General features: G+C 47.1%; 13 protein-coding genes and 1 pseudogene. 12 read left to right on the forward strand and 2 right to left on the reverse strand.

Annotation, left to right across the window (positions count from 1 at the left end; genetic code table 11):
• The first annotated feature begins 374 nt into the window (after positions 1-374).
• The 10 genes and pseudogenes from queG (at position 375) to ABXR35_RS15815 (ending at position 13,478) form a co-directional block, all read left to right on the forward strand.
• Positions 375-2,148, forward strand: a pseudogene (gene queG / locus ABXR35_RS15765) (tRNA epoxyqueuosine(34) reductase QueG).
• A 174-nt stretch (positions 2,149-2,322) separates the two neighbouring features.
• The gene (locus tag ABXR35_RS15775; protein WP_367062518.1) at positions 2,323-3,357 is read left to right on the forward strand and encodes an HD-GYP domain-containing protein; all 1,035 of its coding nucleotides are present in this window, start codon (positions 2,323-2,325) and stop codon (positions 3,355-3,357) included.
• Between the two features lie 146 nt (positions 3,358-3,503).
• Positions 3,504-3,782 (forward strand): YneF family protein, encoded by a 279-nt coding sequence (locus ABXR35_RS15780; RefSeq protein ID WP_367062826.1) that lies wholly within the window; start codon positions 3,504-3,506, stop codon positions 3,780-3,782.
• 53 nt (positions 3,783-3,835) lie between these two features.
• Complete coding sequence (gene folE / locus ABXR35_RS15785; protein WP_367062521.1) at positions 3,836-4,432, forward strand: GTP cyclohydrolase I FolE; 597 nt, start codon at positions 3,836-3,838, stop codon at positions 4,430-4,432.
• A gap of 669 nt (positions 4,433-5,101) precedes the next feature.
• Positions 5,102-10,531, forward strand: a complete 5,430-nt coding sequence (locus ABXR35_RS15790; RefSeq protein ID WP_367062523.1) for an Ig-like domain-containing protein — start codon at positions 5,102-5,104, stop codon at positions 10,529-10,531.
• A gap of 212 nt (positions 10,532-10,743) precedes the next feature.
• A complete protein-coding gene (locus ABXR35_RS15795; RefSeq protein WP_367062526.1) occupies positions 10,744-11,196 on the forward strand; it encodes a GNAT family N-acetyltransferase in 453 nt (150 codons plus the stop codon).
• 148 nt (positions 11,197-11,344) lie between these two features.
• The gene (locus ABXR35_RS15800; RefSeq protein WP_367062529.1) at positions 11,345-11,890 is read left to right on the forward strand and encodes a phage tail protein; all 546 of its coding nucleotides are present in this window, start codon (positions 11,345-11,347) and stop codon (positions 11,888-11,890) included.
• 24 nt (positions 11,891-11,914) lie between these two features.
• A complete protein-coding gene (locus tag ABXR35_RS15805) occupies positions 11,915-12,421 on the forward strand; it encodes a phage tail protein (RefSeq protein WP_367062532.1) in 507 nt (168 codons plus the stop codon).
• Between the two features lie 36 nt (positions 12,422-12,457).
• Positions 12,458-12,982, forward strand: a complete 525-nt coding sequence (locus ABXR35_RS15810) for a phage tail protein (protein WP_367062535.1) — start codon at positions 12,458-12,460, stop codon at positions 12,980-12,982.
• 328 nt (positions 12,983-13,310) lie between these two features.
• Positions 13,311-13,478 (forward strand): hypothetical protein, encoded by a 168-nt coding sequence (locus tag ABXR35_RS15815; protein ID WP_367062538.1) that lies wholly within the window; start codon positions 13,311-13,313, stop codon positions 13,476-13,478.
• Between the two features lie 118 nt (positions 13,479-13,596).
• Here ABXR35_RS15815 and ABXR35_RS15820 read toward each other — a convergent pair whose 3' ends face one another.
• The gene (locus ABXR35_RS15820; RefSeq protein ID WP_367062541.1) at positions 13,597-14,445 is read right to left on the reverse strand and encodes a MurR/RpiR family transcriptional regulator; all 849 of its coding nucleotides are present in this window, start codon (positions 14,443-14,445) and stop codon (positions 13,597-13,599) included.
• A gap of 68 nt (positions 14,446-14,513) precedes the next feature.
• Positions 14,514-15,653 carry a serine hydrolase domain-containing protein gene (locus tag ABXR35_RS15825; protein ID WP_367062545.1) on the reverse strand — a complete coding sequence of 380 codons (1,140 nt, stop codon included), beginning with the start codon at positions 15,651-15,653 and terminating at the stop codon, positions 14,514-14,516.
• Positions 15,654-16,256: 603 nt separating this feature from the next.
• On the opposite strand from ABXR35_RS15825, the gene ABXR35_RS15830 reads away from it, so the two are divergent.
• Positions 16,257-17,219: an N-acetylglucosamine kinase gene (locus tag ABXR35_RS15830; RefSeq protein WP_367062548.1), complete on the forward strand. Its 963-nt coding sequence runs from the start codon at positions 16,257-16,259 to the stop codon at positions 17,217-17,219.
• Between the two features lie 192 nt (positions 17,220-17,411).
• On the forward strand, positions 17,412-18,317 hold the full coding sequence (gene murQ / locus ABXR35_RS15835; protein WP_367062551.1) for an N-acetylmuramic acid 6-phosphate etherase: 906 nt from the start codon (positions 17,412-17,414) through the stop codon (positions 18,315-18,317).
• Positions 18,318-18,591: the final 274 nt, after the last annotated feature.

Consider the following 18,591-nt stretch of genomic DNA (forward strand, 5'->3'; position numbering starts at 1 on the left):
AGCGGCCCGCTATCCTGTTAGGGATAACGGTGCTGCCGGACATTGCGGTGCGGACAATCATTGGGATAGATGACGGTTCGAACACCTCGCGATGATCTGGTCACCACGCTTTAGCTGCGTATGCTTTGTTAATGTAACACATTTTGTTTTCCGACAAGGATCGGATAAACGGATGTGTTTTTCTATTTTTTAGACGTTTTTCCAATGGGATGGAGTATAATGGAAGAGAAGTTTTGTGATGAATTACAGGAGGACTGTGTGTCTTTGATCATATATATACAACAAGAATGGCAGCACAAGATACAGGTTTGCGGCTTACCGCAACGGGAACAGGCAAACCGGCAATACGGAGATGGGGAAAGGAGGGCCGCTTCATGACACAGCAAACCCTTGCCGGAGAGACCGGCGCGGAATCAAACCGCTGGGAGCGGCTGAAGCAGGAAATCAAGGACGCGGGACCGGCACTCGGTATCGACGATATCGGCTTTACGACCGCCGATCCTTTTTTATATTTGCGTGAAGTATTGGAAGAGAATCGTCGGAAAGGCTATGAATCTGGGTTTGAAGAACCGGATCTGGACAAGCGAATTGATCCGTCGCTGACATTGGGCGGGGCGCGTTCTATTATTGCGATTGCGGTGACGTATCATTCCAAAATGGAAAATCCGCCAAAGTCTGTGCCTGGTGAATATCGCGGCATTATGGCGCGGTCAGCGTGGGGGCTGGATTATCATACTGTGCTGCGCAATCGGATGCAGCGGTTGGAGGATTTTATCCGTAAACGTGTGCCAGAGGCGCGCATTGAGAGTATGGTCGATACGGGCGCATTGTCTGACCGCGCAGTTGCGCATCGAGCGGGAATTGGCTTTTATGGGCATAACTGTGCGATCATCTCGCCGAAGCTAGGCTCGTGGATTTTCCTCGGAGATATGATTACGGATATTCCATTTGCCCCAGATACGCCGGTAACGGAGGATTGTGGAACCTGTACAAAATGTATTGATGCGTGTCCGACCGGTGCACTTGTGAATCCGGGTCAGCTGAATTCGCAAATTTGCGTTTCCTTTCTGACTCAGACCAAGGGCATGTTGTCCGATGAGCATATGCGCAAGATCGGCAACCGCTTATATGGCTGCGATACTTGCCAGATCGTTTGTCCGAAAAACAAAGGCAAAAGCTGGAGCCATCAGGAAGAGCTGCGCCCTGATCCAGAAAAGGCGAAGCCACTGCTGCTGCCTATTCTGGAGCTGAGCAACAAGCAGTTTAAGCAGGAATTTGGCGATACCTCGTCGGCATGGCGCGGGAAAAATCCGATTCAGCGCAACGCGATCATCGCGCTTGGTAATTTTAAAGATAAAAGCGCGGTACCCAAGTTGGCGGATATGCTAATCAAGGATGTGCGTCCCGTTATTCGCGGTACGATTGCATGGGCACTGAGCCGAATTGGTGGCGAGGAAGCATTGGCTGCCGTACAAAAAGGGCTGGAACGTGAGCAGGAGCATGAAGTGATTGAGCGGCTGCTGACTGCGCAGCATATATTGGAGGAGGCACTGGCGGATGAACAGCAAGCAGGAGAGCAGACAGGGTCTGCACAGCAAGTCTGATCAGACGGTACATCATCTATTTTACGATGAATTGGATACCCCACTTGGTACGCTGACACTGGTTCATTCCGGTACTGGATTATGCCATATCAAATTCCGTTCCTATGAGCAGGCTGCCGAACGATTAGCAGTCTGGTGTCAGCGTTGGTACGGCAAGCATGTGTTAACGCATTCGCCAGACCAATTGGCGGAAGTGACAGCGCAGCTCAAACAATATTTTGCTGGGGAGCGTCGGGAATTTGATCTGCCGCTGGATATGCGAGGGACAGACTTTCAACTGCGTGTCTGGGAAGCACTATGTAATGTGCCGTATGGACAGGCAGTGTCGTATAAACATATTGCGACGGAGATTGGTATTCCGTCTGCTGTACGCGCGGTAGGCGGTGCGAACAACCGCAATCCCGTTTCTATTATTGTGCCGTGTCATCGAGTGATCGGCATGAATGGCAAGCTGGTTGGTTATGGCGGTGGTCTGAACAATAAGGAATGGCTGCTTGGACTGGAAGGGTATAGTTCGTTGCACAATGAGCCTGTATTGTTTTGACAAGTAAGATAGATCGTATGTTAAACAAGAGATTCTGTTCAGGGCAGGGAATTGGGCAGGCTGTCTCATGATCGTAACACACCCTAGAATGTTCATATCAACGACGCAGCGAATCATGTATCGCAGCGGTAATCGTCATTCCGATTCCGGTTCTGTACCAAGGAGGATGTTGAAGTGAGATATGTAAGTATAGAAAATGTGGAAACCGGGCAGTATCTGGCAAAATCCGTCTATTCGGGCAACGGCACCATTTTGTTGTCTGCCGGTGTCCAGCTTACTGTCTTTATGATCAACACACTCAACCGGATCGGCGTCACGATGCTGTATATTCGGGACGAGAATTATGCTGATGTGGAGCCGGAAGAGATTCTGAGTGAGCAGACGAAGCAGCAGATGATTCGTGAGATGAGCGATACGTTTGAAGCGTTACGTTCTGGTAAGGAGTGGCATCCGATGCGGATTGCGCTTAGTGTGGATGCGCTGCTGGAAGATGTAATCGGTGCGCGTGAAGTGCAGGTGCAATTGACAGAGATTCGCACCGCCGACAACGCCGCGTATGTGCATGCGATGAATGTTTGTTTGCTATCGGCGATTATCGGCATGAATATTGGGCTGAATCAGCAGCAGCTACGTGAGCTAGCAATCGGTGCGCTGCTGCATGACATTGGCAAGCTGGGCGGCTCCGATATGCTGGATAGCATTCCGGGCTCGCGCATGCACCATACGTGGCGAGGCTTTGAACTGTTGAAGTCCAAGCGCGAATTCAATCTGATGATCGCCCATATTGCCCTTCAGCATCATGAGCGAATAGACGGCAGCGGTCAGCCGCGTGGATTGCCGGAGGAAGAGATTCATCGGTACGGACGTATTGTGGCGATTGCCAATACGTATGACAATCTGATCACTGCCAAGGAGCAGCAGGGCAAAGGCTTAATGCCGCATGAAGCTTGCGAGGAAATGATGGCATTATCCGAAACAGGACTCGACCGCCAGCTGCTAATCGAATTTAACCGAATCATCTCGGTCTATCCAAATGGTACTGGTGTGCGATTGTCCACGCGCGAAGCAGGTGTTGTCGTGCGTCAGCATCGCGGATTGCCCGGACGACCAGTCGTGCGGATCGTCAATGGCAGCGGTGATGCCTTAGAAATTAAGGAAATTGATCTAGCAAGCGCCACGACCGTATTTGTCGAGGCAGTCATGAATTAAAATAACCAATACAACCGTTCCGAAAAAGTTTGCCTGTCCCTACCTGAAAATGGTATGATAATTGCTGTTCATGCCTGGAACGGCAGGGAAAGTGAAGGCGCTTTTCCGCGAACGAACGACAATGAATATACAGGGGTGGCTTTATGATGTGGTGGAACTGGGTCATACCGATTGTGACTCTGATTGTAGGTCTTGTCGGGGGATTCTTTATCGGTGCGTACTACTTGCGCAAACAGCTTGAGAAAATGCAGAGCGATCCGCAAATGCTGCAAAAAATGGCGAAGCAAATGGGCTACAACCTGAATGCGAAGCAAATGCAGCAAGCACAGCAAATGATGAAAAACGGTGGCGGTCCACAACAAAAAGGTGGCAAACCACAAATGCCTCCAATGGGACGCGGCAATCAAGGCAAACGCAGAAGATAATCAACATGACAGGCGTCAGTACATGAAGGCCTTGAGTGTGGAGGGAGGTCAGCATGGCTGGCATTAAGGACTATACCAATCTGAAGGTCGGTGAACACCGCGACCAGATTGAATACCATATCAAAGAAATCCTGAACCTGATCGGTGAGGATACAGAACGTGAAGGGCTGCTGGAAACGCCTGCGCGGGTAACACGCATGTACGAGGAGATTTTTGCTGGATACAGCGTCGATCCGCGCGAGGCGCTCGGCGTTACGTTTGACGAGAATCATCAGGAGATGGTTATCGTAAAGGATATCGTGTATTACAGCCAGTGCGAACACCATATGGCACCTTTCTTTGGCAAGGTTCATATCGGCTACGTACCAAGCGGCAAAATCGCTGGTCTGAGCAAATTCGCTCGTCTTGTCGAGGCGGTCAGCCGCCGTCTGCAAGTACAGGAGCGCATCACTACACAGATCGCCGATATTCTGGATGAAGTGCTGCACCCAACCGGTGTCATGGTCGTCGTGGAAGGTGAGCATCTGTGCATGTGCGCACGCGGCGTCAAAAAGCCGGGTAGCAAAACGATCACATCTGCTGTCCGTGGTGGCTTCCGTCATGATGCTCCACTGCGTGCAGAGTTTATGTCTTTGATTCGGAATCATTAATTCCAGACACAAATAAGCGATGCTTCAACAAGGTATCGCTTCATGATTTGGTGATATATTCCAAAAACAGGCGATTGTCGATAAGACGATCGCCTGTTTTTTTGTATGAAATGATAGATGAATTGTATTCGCATTCTTCATAGTAAAGTCAATTTATACCTTCATTTATCTATTTCATCCTATCTATGCGATGAGCATTCTTATAGAGTACATATGTAGCGATTATGTTTATTTTTGGTATTTTATTAAATTACTAAAATAGTTCACATATATATTACAATTTTTATTGTAAATATACGTATAGAAGTAGTAATATATTCCTGTAAAGAAACATGAAAAAGGAACTATATAAAAGTTTGTTTATTCGTTGTTTCTTGCTTGTATTACACCATTCATCTCCCTGTATGCTTCGTATTCGATATGAATTCTCTTCTGAACGTATTCTCACTTCCTACCGCTACATCTCATACATACACACAAGCTTCTCTTCCAACAATATGATTATTATGCTTCTTCACCGCGTATCAGTTTTCCTTTCGATTCGGTAGTTGTTCCATCAAGGATTATTCTGCATGTCTGCTCGATATTATATAGTTTATAAGCTTATGTTTTATATAACCATTTTTTGTATCAAAATAAAAAAATATGAAATCAAAAGGGGCAATAAGAATGGAAAAATGGTTGAAGGTATCTTTGATACGAGTACTCTGTGTGCTACTCGTTATTAGTCCATTCCCATGGGCGGCGCATACTTCGTATGCGGCCACTCTCAGTTATGCACAATTAGGTTCACATGATTTTGAGGCGGGATATACCTCTTATCCAGATGATTATTTATATATGGGTGGTACTTCTGGTAATGCAAAAGTATCGCACAGTTTTGCAGTGTATAATGTGCCGAGTTCCTTTCCAGCAAGCGGGAATAAAGCTGTGTTATCTCTAAAAGTAAATCAAATTCAAGACAATAACGACGGATACCCGCCGATTCTTCAAGTATGGCAATATACAAGCGCTACAACATTTAATGTGAATGACAATAACGCTTGGCCGGCATCGATGTCGGCATTACAGAATGATTCCAGATTTACATTGCTAGACACGAAAAATTCAGACGTAGTGAAAGCTGGAGCAACATTACAGTTTGATGTGGATTCTGCTGTAAAAGCAAATGCAGGAGGATCGGTTAAGTTTCTTATTACTGGACCAGCAAGTTCGGTTAGTTCGGGTAGTCAGAATATGATTATCGTTACAGATGCTCCTCAAATTATTGAAATCGCAGGTGGTGCGCCAGCAAGTGCTGCACAATCCACTGTATCTGCATCTCCAACTACGGTTACAGCCGACGGAACATCTAGCTCTACTATTACGGTAACCGTCAAAGACGCAAGCAGCAATGTTCTTAGCGGAAAGACCGTTACATTAGGAAAAGGAACAAGTAACTCCACCATCTCACCAGCTTCACAAACAACCAATGCCAGTGGTGTAGCTACATTTACAGTAACCAATACAAAAGCAGAGCAAGCAACATATACAGCATCTGTAGCGGCTGACAGTGTGACGATTAACCAAACGGCAATCGTAAATTTCCAGCCGGGAGCGATCAGCGCTTCTACATCGACGGTAACTACTTCCAAAGCGAACGTCGTTGCTGATAATTCCGATAGTGCTACGATCAGTGTGACACTGAAAGATGCGAATAATAATGCAATCAGCGGACAATCTGTAACACTCAGTCAAGGAAGCGGCAGTTCCACGATTACGGCAACTCAAGGTACAACAGATGCGACTGGTGTTGCCACCTTTGCTGTAAAAAGTACAAAAGCAGAGGGTGTTACCTATACAGCAATGGCGGGTGGTGTTACGGTAACAGCGACAGCAACCGTGACCTTCAATGCGGGAACGACCAATGCAGGGCTATCAACAATAACTGCATCCAAAGCGAATGTTATAGCTAACAATACCGACAGTGCTACCATCACCGTTACGTTAAAAGATGGCAATAATAATGTGGTGAGTAATAAAGTGGTGACATTGTCACAGGGAAGTGGTAGCTCGACGATTACAGCCACTCAAGGTACAACCGATACCAGTGGTGTAGCTACGTTTACCGTAAAAAGCACCAAGGCAGAAAGTGTTACCTATACAGCATCCGTCGCATCAGACAATGTGACGATCACTCCAACGACAAGCGTGACGTTCCAGCCCGGAGCAGTTAGCGCTTCTCAATCTACTGTTGGTGTATCCAAAAATAGCGTATTTGCAGATGGAACAGATAGCAGCAGTGTGACCGTTACGCTGAAGGATAGCAATAGTAATCCGATCAGTGGCAAAAATGTAACGCTATCGCAAGGAAGTGGCAGCTCTACTATCAATCCATCTACCGCAGTGACTACGAATGCAAACGGACAGGCTGTATTTACTGTAACCAACACCAAGAAAGAGAGTGTGACCTATACAGCTACCGACACCGATGACAGCATTACCATTACGCAAACAGGCAACGTGACCTTTACTGCGGGCGCTGTAAATGCAGCAGCATCGTCTGTAGTTGCATCCAAATCGACTGCGACTGCGGATGGCATAGATAGTGCTACGATTACGGTAACGCTAAAAGATGGGAATGGAAATGCGATCAATGACAGAGCGGTAACGCTAAGTCAGGGTAGCGGCAGTTCTACGATTACAGCAACGCAAGGTACAACGGATGCTAACGGTGTAGCCACTTTTCAGGTGACAAGCACCAAGGCAGAACGTGTAACGTATACCGCCATAGCAGGGGGCGTCACGCTTACAGCAACAGCGGGTATAACGTTCCAGCCCGGAGCAGTGAGTGATTTTGCTTCTATCGTTCAAGTATCCAAATCCAATGTAGCGGCAGACGGAACCGATAGCAGTACCGTAACCGTAACGTTGATGGACGAGTACAACAATCCGATTGCCGGTAAAAGTGTAATCCTGTCGCAAGGAAGCGGCAGCTCAGCGATCTCACCATCTACCGGTGTAACGACCGATGCCAATGGGCAGTCTTCCTTTACCGTGACGAATATGAAAGCTGAGACGGTCACGTATACAGCGAAGGATACGACTGACAATGTAACACTTACTACAACGAAAACGGTAACGTTCGATCCAGGCGCAGTAGACGGAGCGCTGTCGAATGTAGCGATATCGAAGACGACTGTAGCAGCAGACAATACCGACACTGCTACAATAACGGTTACGCTACGCGACAATCAGAATAACGCCATTAGTGGTAAAGCGGTCACATTGTCACAGGGAAGTGGCAGCTCGACGATTACAGCTATACAGGGAACCAGTGATGCAAATGGTGTAGCTACCTTTACGGTAAAGAGTACGAAGGCAGAAGGTGTAACGTATACCGCGATCGCAGGCAATGTTACGTTAACGCTACACCCGGTACCTGTTACCTTTACACCAGGCGCTGCGAGTGCAGCAACATCGCAGATCAGTGCATCCAAGGCTAGCGTTGCGGCGAATGGATCTGATTCCGTAACTATTACTGTAACCGTCAAAGACACGAATGGTAATGTGATTGCAGGTCATACTGTGAAGTTACAGCAAGGAAGTGGCAGCTCGCTCGTTACGCCTTCAGAGGCGACAACGAATGTGGATGGAGTAGCCACCTTTGTCGTTACGAATACAAAGACTGAAAATGTGATTTATACAGCAAATGTGCTGAATGAGAATATTACGCTTAGTCAGACCGTAAATGTGAATTTCTTATCCAGTAATGCCAATCTGTCATCTGTACAATTGTCGGAAGGCGTATTGATTCCGATCTTCACTCCATCGCAGACGAGCTATATGGCTTCTGTACAGAACGATGTGTATCGTATTACCTTTACACCAACAGCGGCAGATCTCAATGCGACGATTCGAATCAATGGAAATGCTGTTCAAAGTGGAATGGCTTCTACACCAATCGAACTGCAAACCGGAACGAATACCGTTGTTATTGAAGTGCTAGCAGCCGATGGGCAAACAACTAAAACGTATACCATTCAGGTGATGCGTGAGCCGAATAAAGACGCACGTCTTAAAGCGTTAAACGGTACACCCACTGCTATAACACCTGCCTTTGATCCAGCCATTACGCAATATACAGTTAATGTTGCTAATAATGTAGAGCAATATTCTGTTCAGGCGGATGTGTATAATCCGTTATCTACGTTGACGGTAACAGGGGCAACTTACGATAGCAGCACTAACGTGTACAGCACCAATCTGCAAGTCGGTACGAATACGATCAGTCTAAAAGTGACTGCGCAGGATGGACAGACATCTACCGATTATACAGTTAACGTGATTCGTGCGGACGCGCTCACTGAGGTGAAAAACGCACTGAACAATCTCACGATTGGCTATACAGGTAATGATTCTTGGGAATTCGTTACTCGCGATCTGATCTTGCCGACAACGCAGGATGGGCTTCCTGTTACATGGATCTCCAACCAGTCGCAGGTCGTACAAAGCAATGGTGCCGTAACCCAACTAGCTAGTGATGAAGCCACTGTCATTCTGACTGCTACGATTCAGCATAATGGCGCGCAGCTCAGCCGTACCTTCCTCGTTGTGGTGAAACCACAGGGGTTACGTATTGTTAGCTCGGAAGTCACACGCAACGTACCCATTCGTATTGGCGACAATGGTGCAGACATAGAGCAAACGCCGATTACGCGCAAGCTGCTGTCTGATGGAAACAAGATCGACAAGGTTGTAGCAGGAGCTTCCCAATTGAATTCGGCACTGCAAGCAGCCATGACCAACAATGAAAGTAAAGTACGTATTGTTGCTACGGATGTGCCGAATGATCCAGCAAGTGAAGTGACGATTGATGTACCGTCAACTTCATATGAGACACTGGCGAACAAAGTGGATCTGAATCTGGATACCGAATTTGCTGGAGTCATTTTGAGTAAGAGTACCTTGTCACAACTGCAAACGGCGGGACAAAGCCTGTTCTTCCGTTTTGTACCGATTCGCGACGCAGGCGAAGTATCGCAGGTGGCTAATCAGGCGCTGAACGATCCGATAGTGAAGCAGACTGTATCTACAGGCACTGTAGCTCAGGTCGGCACACCGATGATGATCGAAACGAACTACAACTCGTATAATACAACGCTGTTGTTCCCAGCATCGAAGCTGAATCTTCCAACTGGTACACCAGCGCAGCAGGCAGCTTATGCGGCTGGACTGTACGTATACATTCAGCATAGTGACGGTGAAATCGCTCTGCAAAAGGGCACTGTACAGACAGCAGCAAACGGACAGGTGGAAGGTATTACAATCAACATTAGCAAGTTCAGTACCTTTACCATTTTGCATGTAGAACCGAAACGTTCTTCTAGTGGTGGAGGCGGAGGAGGTGGCGGTGGTACTACACCGGCGCCTACCCCAACACCAAGTAATCCGTCTACACCGACTCAACCATCAACACCAGCACAGCCGGGAACAATGGGTGAGCATACCGCTTATATTAACGGATATCCAAATCACACATTCCGCCCTGCACAAACGACAACTCGTGCAGAGCTGGCTGCAATGTTGTGGCGTGTGATGCAAGCAAACGGTAGTTCAGCTGTAACGTCTACATCGGCGCGATATAGCGATGTACCAGGCACACACTGGGCATCGGATGCGATTCGTCAGCTACAAGCACAGCAAATTATGATGGGTGTATCGGCAGACCGTTTTGCACCGAATCGTCCACTCACACGTGCTGAATTTGCAACACTGGCTGTACGCTGGCAGAAGCTGACTTCTACCGGCGCAGCAACAGCTTCGTTCAGCGATGTGAACGGACACTGGGCTGCATCCAATATCGCGATTCTGGTACAAACTGGTATTGTCAAAGGCTACTCCGATGGCACGTTCCGTCCTAATGAAGGTGTAACACGTGCTGAACTGGTAACGATGATGAACCGTCTGCTCAAACGTGGGCCACTTACTGGTGTTACCACGTCCACATGGAGTGATGTTCCTGCGACGCACTGGGCATTTGGTGATATTGAGGAAGCTTCGCTGTCTCATAGCTATGAGATACAATCCGATGGAACAGAGAAATGGATCAGTAAATAATAAGTAGTAAGTAGTAAGTAATCGTTCGTCTCGATAGTCGTATATACATCCTTGAGTCTGTTCGGGCTGGCTACCAAGCTCATACTATGGATGCCGATCAGGTGAAGCTGCTACGATGCCAAGCTGCATATCGTAGCCTTCACCTGCCCGGACAGACGGGATATATACGTTACAACTTCAATCAACCTTATCGCGGGAAATGGGGGAACGATATGCTCATATTCACGGAAGCAACACAACAGAATGAGGTTTTCTTGTTTGAAGTATTCAAAAGCACCAAAATGGAACAATTTATACCAATGAATATGCCAGAAGAACAGCTTGAAGTGCTCATGCATATGCAGTTTCGTGCACAGCAAATGTCTTATCGCAGTCATTACCCGTCAGCGCATCATGAACTAATTATGATTCAGGATCAGCAAGCGGGCTACATAATTACGGATCAGCATGGGGATGAGATCCGACTTGTTTTTATTGCACTGTTGCCACACTTCCGTAATCAAGGATATGGCACATCTATACTTGAACAATTGCAGAACAAAGCTGGGGTTATTTCACTGCAAGTGGATGAGCACAATCCTGCCAGATATTTATATCGTAAGCTCGGTTTTATCGAACAATCACTAGCATCTCCTTATGTATGGATGCAGTGGCAACGACAGTAAGTAAGCACCTGGAGAGGGGGAGAGGCCAGCTGAATGCGTTGCTGCGAATAACCATCAAGCGCGTATCCAGGCCCACATATTCAGTGAGACAACACATGGACTACAGTTCTTCAAAGTTGCACAAACTGAACGGAAGGGAGTTTATACGATGAGCGATCAGTATCTTGGTGAGATTCGTATGTTTGCAGGGGCAGGAGGAACGAGAGTTCCTGCAGGTTGGTCATTTTGCGATGGTAAGCTATTAAGTGTGAATGAAAACCAAGCTTTATTTGCATTAATAGGCAATGTGTATGGTGGAGATGGTAAAACCACTTTTGCATTGCCAGATTTGCGTGGACGCGTGCCTATTCATGCAGGTACTTCACCAAAGTCAGCAATGACGTATAATCTTGGGAGTTCTGGTGGGGCTGAGACGGCAACGATATCGGAAATCCAATTGCCTGCACATACGCATGCTGTAAATGTAGTAGATGGGTCGGGGAAGGCAACGACGGCTAATCCGGGCAATACGGTTCTTCCTGCCACTTCATTAGTGAATTTCTATATGACACCTCCTGCGACACCTACAGTGGTCAATATGAATACTGCAAGTGTTACAACAACGGGGGGGAGTGTGGCTCATAGCAATATAATGCCATATGTAACAATAGGTTTTATCATCGCGTTACAAGGAATTTATCCAACACCTTCATAATATATGAATAGGAGATGAAGCACGATGGCAGATCCTTTTATTGGCGAGATTCGAATGTTTGCTTTTGGAACGATTCCGCAGGGCTGGATTCAGTGTAATGGGCAATTGTTAGCAATCGCAAGCAATACAGCTTTATTTTCTCTTTTATCAATTACGTATGGTGGAGATGGGAGAACTACTTTTGGTGTACCTGATTTGCGTGGATGTGTTCCGGTACACCCAAGTGCAAATATTGCGTTGGGCAAATCAGGTGGGGAAATAGCTCATGCGCTTACAATAAATGAGATGCCGACTCATAATCATATGTTACAGGTCAGTGATGCGACTTCGACTAGTAAAACGCCAAAAGATAATTTTCTTGCAGCAACGACAACGGCGAATTCGTATGCAGCCGGAGCGACTTCGAATGCTGCTATGACGGCAAGTACAATCAGTACGGCTGGAGCCGGTGCTCCACATACCAATATGCAGCCTTATCTTACATTCAGTTTCTGTATTGCGACAATCGGGATATATCCTCCTCATCCTTAATCATTTATCTCTTATAATAGAAGGGAAGATAAAACAATGGATGCTTACGTTGGCGAGATTCGTTTATTTGCAGGCAATTATGCACCGGCAGGTTGGTTAATGTGTAACGGTCAAGAGCTTTCGATGCCTAACTATCAATTGCTATATGCTGTTATTGGAAGTGAATTTGGAGGTAATGGAAGTACTGTTTTTAATGTGCCTAATTTGAGCGGCAAAGCGCCCGTTCATAGAGGACAAGGTACTGGATTAACAAATTACCCATTTGCAAGTACAGGTGGTTCTGATACAGTCACTCTAGATAGTTCCCACATACCGAGTCATACACATACTGTCCATGCACTAGGTTCAACATCGAATGCAGGGACACCCAAAGATATGATGTGGGCTGTTATTCCCAAATCTGGTCAAATCTCAGCGTATAGCGGTACAAGCAATACGACATTAAGTCCATTGACGATAGGAGTTGCAGGCGGCGGTCAAGCACATAATAATATGCAGCCGTATGTAGCCATTAATTATATTATTTGTTACGAGGGTATCTTTCCTAATCTGAACTCTTGATAACGTATCTATTCCTTCGCTTTGTCCAATAGATTAGTAATCGCCAAAGACGGTATCTTCTACTGATATCGTCTTTGGCTTTATTCGTATAGTTGAGCAAAGCTCCAACTCAATTGTATGCTATGAATAGATTCCCTTTTATATGTGAGATGAGATAGAATTGCGTGATTATGACCAATATGGTTGCTTCCATACACCGCCTTGTATTAGACTGTTCAGCAAGCAGCATTTTCGGATTCGTGGAAAGAGCTGGGGATTATAGAGTGGATTTTGTTCTCAGCCGTGAAACGGATGGAGGCAAATATTCAAATACGGAGGGGTAAGATATATGGATATTCGTGAAAAGCTGGATCAACGTCTACTAGAGATGACAGAAGAGGAAAGAAACGAATTTATCAAACAGGTTTGCCTTGTGATGAACAACCGCAACAATTCAGACCTCATCGTTCGGGCGAAGATCAATGAACTGGTTCAACGGTTCGGTCTGTACGATTGAGATGCGTTCCCATTGAACAATAAGTAAATAGCTTTTCGTTGTTATCGACGAAAACCAAGAGGGCAATTCTGATATCATGCAGAATTGCCCTCTTGGTTTAAGATTAACCTAAACTCATTCAGCGCTTGCTCTTACGCACCACGTTGCGGCTTTTCTCTAAATAGGTAACGGATTGCTCATAGTCGCGACTGGCGACAGCGAGATACAGAATATCGATCACATTTAGCTGTGTGATGCGGGAGGAAGTCGCGCCGCTACGGATTTCATTTTCGGTAGAAGAGATATGCAGCGGGATGTCTGCTAGACTGCCGACAGGAGTATTGCCATAGCGCGTGATGGAGATAGTACGCGCACCAGCTTCGCGGGCGATCTTCATACACTCTACGGTCACTGGAGTTTTACCAGAATACGAGATGCCCACAACGGTATCATCTGGGGTTAGCATCACGGAGGAGATCAGCTGTAGGTCGGCATCCGCGAAGGCGAAGCAGGTTTTGTTAATCCGCAGAAACTTATGCTGGGCATCGGTCGCGATCAGGTTGGAAGCACCAATGCCAAAGAAGAAAATACGCTTCGCTTGCAGCAATGCCTGTACAGCCTGCTCAATGCTGGCAGGATTGAGGATTTTGATAGTATCGCGAATGGACTGAATATTGTTGGCGGATACGTTCTCAATGATGCGCTCAATTGAATCATCCGGGTTAATCTCCTGATAGCCGCTCTGCGGCTGGCTCTGCTCCTGCAAATCGCCAGCAACCTTGAGCATCAGCTCCTGATAGCCCTTGAACCCAGCGGATTTGCACAGTCGGATGACTGCTGCCTGACTGCCACCACTCTGTTCGGCGAGCTGTGCCACCGACATGCCGACTAACCGTTTTGGTTGCTCCAAAATAAAGCTGGCTACCTTGCGCTCGGATGGGGTGATCGTATGAATAATTTCCCGTAATCGGACTAATCCGCCATTCATAATCATTGCTCCTTTGTCGGAGAGTATGGGTGAAGCGCCTTCATGAGGGGGCTTACTGCTAGGCTGATCTATAGCAGGTTAGACCATGTATCCAGTTGTTGTGCCAGAGCAATATGGAAATCGCGGCGCAGCTGCTGGATGGGACGCTGGCGACCGTAATGCACCCGATTGGTCAGCAGCACAACGGCTAGCTCGCGTGCTGGATCTATATACAGGCTGGTGCCAGTGAAGCCAGTGTGCCCATAAGCAGCAGATGAAAAGGCTCCGCCAGACACATCCATTTCGTCCCCATCCAGCACCCAGCCCAAGCCACGGTGTATGTGGGGTATAGGAGGCGTTTGACGCTGGATAGCCGCTTGGTGAATATGGTGACAATCCGTATCGCCGGATGGGTTTAACCAAGCAAGACCATATTTCAATACATCATCGGCAGTGGCAAATAAGCCGGCATGCCCAACAATTCTACCCAATTGCCGTGCATTCTCATCATGAACGATGCCTTGTAAATAACTAGCCGTTACAGCGTCATATTCGGTTGCAGCGATGCGTGGCACCCATTCTGATGCCGGACGGAAGCAGCTATCCTGCATATGGAGGGGCTGGAAAATATACTGGGCAGCTCCTTCCTGTAGCGATAGCCCAGTTATGACCGTAAACAGCTGCCCCAGCAGCATAAAGCCCGGATCGCTATAGATACGTCCTGTGCCGGGCTCATACTGTAGCTGCATCTGCGCAATTTGTACAATCGCTTCATCCATAGTCCAAGGACGTTGCGCAAAGTCTGCCATCGCTGGCAAACCGGATGTGTGCGATAGCAGCTGACGAATGGTGATGATATTGTGCGGCGAATGATTCATTTGGGGGAGATAACGAGCGATGGGATCATCTACGTCCAATTGCCCATTGCGCCATAGATGCAAAATTAACGGCAGTGTAACGATCACTTTGGTCAGAGAAGCACAGTCGTATAAGGTATGTATATCTGTACGAATACGCTGATCTGGTGTATCGATTGCCCAGCCACCAGCATAGCGCAGAACCTGTCCACGATAGCTAATCGCAACGGATGCACCGGGAATGAACGTGTCCTGCATGCCGTGTCGCAGCGGCTCCCAGATCCGATCCAATTCAGCCGCTTGGATTAGCGAATCTGGTAGCTCGCCGTAATTGATATATTCGCTGTGTGCATCGTATGAGTATGGAGACACCGGAAAGCTCCTTTCTGATGAGAGTGAAATCGCGTTAGGAGAACCAGAATGGAATCACTGGACTGGATGTAATAGATGGTTACGCTCTAGCATTATATTTTTCGTTATTAAACGTATGATACGTCATCAAAGGGACGAATGGATATACACATTACGAATTTTATGCAGAAAAAGCGAAATATTTCGATTGTTATCAATGGATTCTAATGTGATTTCGGCAGGTTTTCGACAAACATAAGGTAATGAATTGTCTAGATGGTAGAGGTAATATGGAATAGGAAGATGAAAAGGAGTATGAAATAAAATTTTAAATGAAAATATAAAGAGTGTAGTACATCTCATTGAGGACGATCCTATATAGATGCCAATAATAGTATAGGTACTTGATAGACGAGTCTAAGTAAAACTTTGAATGATATAATAAAGTGAATTTTATTAACATATATCATACTGTGATTGATAAATAAACATAAAATTTTATTTTACAAATAGAAATCGGTGAACTAAAATATAAGCAATTATTCAGATGTGGAAGATAGTGTACACTCCAAATCGATATGTATGTCGGAAAAGATAACACCTATGTAGCGGAAGGGTGAGTCGATGCAGTTTGTACTGGGTTTGGATAGTGGCGGGACGAGGACAGAGGTGATGGCTTGGCAGTTGGATGGTGTATGGATTGGTAGTATGCAGGGGGCAGCAGGGAATCCGAAGTCAGTGCTGCATGGGCATGAAGTGGATGCGGTTATGGACACGATTGTTCGTTTATTAACCACGTATGGATTGGAGCAGCGGAACTGTATCGGCATCGGTGCTGGTATTGCTGGGGTATATACAGAGGAAGAATGCGAAGCCGCCGCCACAGCGATTCGTTCACGCTGGTGTGAGCAGGATGAGCAGATTGCCCAGCTGCATCAGAATCATACGGTATTTCCGATTCAGGTGATCAATGATGCGGAGATTGCTTTGTTAGCATCCAACCGTACGCGGCATGGGATTATCGCAATTGCTGGAACCGGCTCGATTGTACTCGGTATTTTGCCATCGGGGGAACGAGTACGTAGCGGTGGATGGGGGCATATTCTTGGGGATCAGGGCAGTGGCTATGCGATTGGGCTGCGCAGCTTGCAAACGGTCATGCTGAGCTATGACGGTGTGTTGCCACCTACGAAGCTGACAGAAGATGTGCTAACCCATTATGGAGTGACCGATCCGCCGCAGCTTCGCGATAAGCTATATACCGCCGATATTGGCAAGCAACATATTGCAGCAGTAGCAGGTGATTGTCTTCGCGTCGCAGCGGAAGGGGATATGCTAGCACAGCAGATCGTAACGGATGCGGCTCAAGATATGGCGCTCTCCATTATCGCTTTGCGCAATCGACAGGAGTCATTGCAGCAGATGACGGTAACTGTGAGTGGCTCGATGTTTACGCATTCCGAATGGTATCGTACTGCCTGTGTGAACCGTCTTCATATGAGCGATCCGCATGTACAAGTGATTCCGCTACAGCAATCTCCATGCTATGGCGCTGCGATGCTAGTAACGCCAGCGCTATTTTTGTAAGCGTGTATCAAATAGGGACGTCAAACAATTGTAGATCCATCCGAAATGATGATGAATTGATTCAAAGGTATTGTGCGCGTATCCGCCACAACATACATGTAAGGATGATCCAACTGCCATTATCGTTTGCATATGCCCTATATGTACCGCACAAGAATGACACGATTGTCAAACCCAAAGGAGCTGAATACTATGAAACCGCCTATCGGACAACTGGTGACCGAGCAGCAAAATCCGCGTACCATCCATATTGATGAACAATCGACTGAAGGTATTTTACGTATGATCAATCGGGAGGATCAGCTGGTACCGGCTGCAGTGGAAGCGTGCATTCCACATATTGCCGCTGCCGTCGATCTGATCGTGGAACGGTTTGCCAAAGGTGGACGCTTACTGTACATAGGTGCAGGCTCCAGCGGTCGATTGGGCATACTGGATGCTGCCGAATGTCCACCGACCTACGGCACGAATCCGCAGCAAGTAGTTGGTTTGATCGCTGGTGGACAGCAAGCCATTCAATCGGCAGTGGAAGGCGCGGAGGATCGTATGTCTCTCGGTCGCAGTGATCTGATCGCGGCAAAGATTAGCGCCAACGATACACTGGTTGGCATTGCTGCTAGCGGACGTACACCGTATGTGATCGGAGCGATGATAGAAGCGCGGGAGCAAGGCGCGGCAGTAATCGGCATCAGCAATAATCCGGGAAGCGAGATGGGTTCCTATGCCGATGTGATGATCGAAGCTGTTACAGGTCCTGAAGTAGTGCTTGGCTCCACCCGGATGAAGGCAGGCACCTCGCAAAAGATGATTTTGAATATGCTGACGACCGCCAGCATGATTCGCAGCGGCAAAGTGTACCGGAATCTGATGATCGATATGCAGCCAACCAATGAAAAGCTGGTCCATCGGGCGAAGCGACTAATCATGCTGGCAACAGACGCCGATCAGCAAACGGTAGAGCGTGTATATCTAGAAGCGGGTGGGCATATGAAGACAGCGATTGTGATGATTTTGCTGGATATAGATGCCGAGGCGGCGACGCAATTACTGTTGCAAACGGACGGCAATATTGGCAAAGCGGTTCAGCGGATTCCTTGATTCCATAGACATTTACCATATTACGCATCGGCTCAAGCGTAGCATAGGACCACGGCGTTCACACGATATGTGGACAAGGCGGTCTTTTTGCTGTTTCGCTGGGCGTTTACGGAAATCGCTTATCTGAATGTTCAACGTATCCTAGCACAAAAGAGGTTACAGAATCTGCGTCCTATTGTAAAAACATCCCTGTAAAAACTGGTATAATGAACAGATCAACAAAGCGGAAAAGTATATCGAACAGCAGACATCATGCCGCCAAAGGCAGGAGGAA

Source organism: Paenibacillus sp. JQZ6Y-1, assembly GCF_040719145.1.
GTDB classification, from domain to species: Bacteria; Bacillota; Bacilli; order Paenibacillales; family Paenibacillaceae; genus Saccharibacillus; species Saccharibacillus kandeliae.